The organism is Streptomyces sp. B6B3 (genome assembly GCF_039871525.1).
Lineage (GTDB): Bacteria > Actinomycetota > Actinomycetes > Streptomycetales > Streptomycetaceae > Streptomyces.
In genome coordinates this window covers 1-1665 of record NZ_JBDPLU010000063.1, presented here as the reverse complement: position 1 = coordinate 1665, position 1665 = coordinate 1, and the positions used below count along the sequence as shown (strand labels likewise).

Here is a 1665-nt window from a genome sequence, read left to right as displayed (position 1 = left end):
AGTAGCTGTTGTCTTTCCGGACTTGAGGACGGCGTTTTCGCTGTTCAGGCATAGGGTCTGTGATTCCGTGGGAGTGGTGGCCTGTCGTGTCGTCGCTCCCCGGGAGGTCGCGGATGCCGTCGGTTGTCGGTCTGCTGGAACAGCACGAGCTCGCAGCTCGCCGTCGAGTCGACGGGCTGCGCGAGGAGGCCGATCGCATCCAGGCCGAGCTGGCCGCAGCCGAGCAGGAATGGCAGGAGTGGGCGATCGCGCGCAGGCGGGTCGATACGGTGCTGGCACCGGACGTCAGCAGCACCGCCGCCACGGAGGTCGCCCTGGACCCGCGGGGTGCGGACGTACCGTCGGTGCCCCGGGATGCGGCGAAGCCGAAGTCGCAGGTGCCGGTGTGGCGTGAGGGCCTTTCCTGGGCGGTGCTGTCGGTGGACTACCAGCGGATCCAGCAGGCCCTCACAGAGCGTGTCCGGCTCGGTCGAGGGCCGGCCACCTGCCAGGAGATGGCCGTCTTGTTCGGCATGGACGTGGTGCCGGCGCGGGTGGAGGCGCTGCGGTCGAAGGCGAAACGCCTGGTCGCGCGTGGCTGGCTGGCCGAGCCGGCGCCGGGCCGGTTCACGACGGCCGCGGGCGCGGCCGGGCCAGGCGGCGGGTCATGAGCAGTGTCATCGACCAGTAGATCATCGCTTCGGCGCTGGTGGTGCGGCGTTCGAAGTCGCGCGCCAGGCGGCGGGTGCGCATCAGGTGGGCGAAGAACCGCTCGACGATCCACCGCTTGGGCAGCACCACGAACCCCTTCTGGCCGTCGCTACGCTTGACGATCGCCAGCACCAGCGCGAGCGCGGCCAGACAGTACTCCACGAGGCTGCCGGTGTAGCCGCCGTCGGCCCAGATGAGGGCCAGCAGGTGGTGCGCGTCGGCGACTTGTCGCAGCAGGACCTGCGCGGCGGTGCGGTCGCCGGTGTCCGCGGCAGTGACCATCACGCCCAGCAGCAGGCCGAGCGTGTCGACCACCACGTGCCGCTTGCGGCCGTTGACCAGCTTGCCGCCGTCGAAGCCGCGGCTGTCCGCACCGACGACCGCGTCCGCCCTGACGGACTGCGAGTCGATCACGCCGGCCGTGGGTTGCGCATCCCGTCCCGCTTTCTGCCGTACCCGATCACGCAGCCGGTCGTGGAACTCCCTGACCAGCACCTGGTCGCGCCAGCGGCGGAAGAATGCGTATGCCCGGTCCCATGGCGGGAAGTCCCCGGGCATCGCCCGCCACTTGATGCCGTTGTCGACCAGATAGCGGATCGCGTCGAGTATCGCCCGGTGGCAGTACGCCTCCGGCTGCCCGCCCCGGCCGCGCAGCCAGGCCGGCACCGGCAGCAGCGGCCGGACCACGGCCCACTCCGCGTCCGTCATGTCCGAGGGATACCGTCGAACACGTTCCGGGTGATCGGCCGCATTCCCGAACCGGTGAGCGACACAATCACACGTCGGGGCAGCCGGGTTGAACTCGACCGGCGCGAGCACGTACAACTGCGGCAACAGGGTCTCCTGGATCTCGGTTGGCTTCGCAACCCCGAGCTACCAAGAGGCCCTGTCTTCATGCCCGCCGCCAGCTGCGACCACCCGATCGAGACTCTCGTTCGACGCACAACCCTCACGATCGGAACGACAACAGCTACT

At 69.6% G+C, this 1665-nt stretch carries 2 protein-coding genes; one reads left to right on the top strand and one right to left on the bottom strand.

Annotated features, from left to right (window positions below; translation table 11 throughout):
* The first annotated feature begins 113 nt into the window (after nucleotides 1-113).
* Nucleotides 114-650 carry a hypothetical protein gene (locus ABGB06_RS39350; protein WP_347600538.1) on the top strand — a complete coding sequence of 179 codons (537 nt, stop codon included), beginning with the start codon at nucleotides 114-116 and terminating at the stop codon, nucleotides 648-650.
* Here the strand turns inward: ABGB06_RS39350 and ABGB06_RS39345 are convergent.
* A complete protein-coding gene (locus ABGB06_RS39345) occupies nucleotides 607-1398 on the bottom strand; it encodes an IS5 family transposase (protein WP_347600535.1) in 792 nt (263 codons plus the stop codon). The genes ABGB06_RS39350 and ABGB06_RS39345 overlap by 44 nt on opposite strands.
* Nucleotides 1399-1665 lie beyond the last annotated feature (267 nt).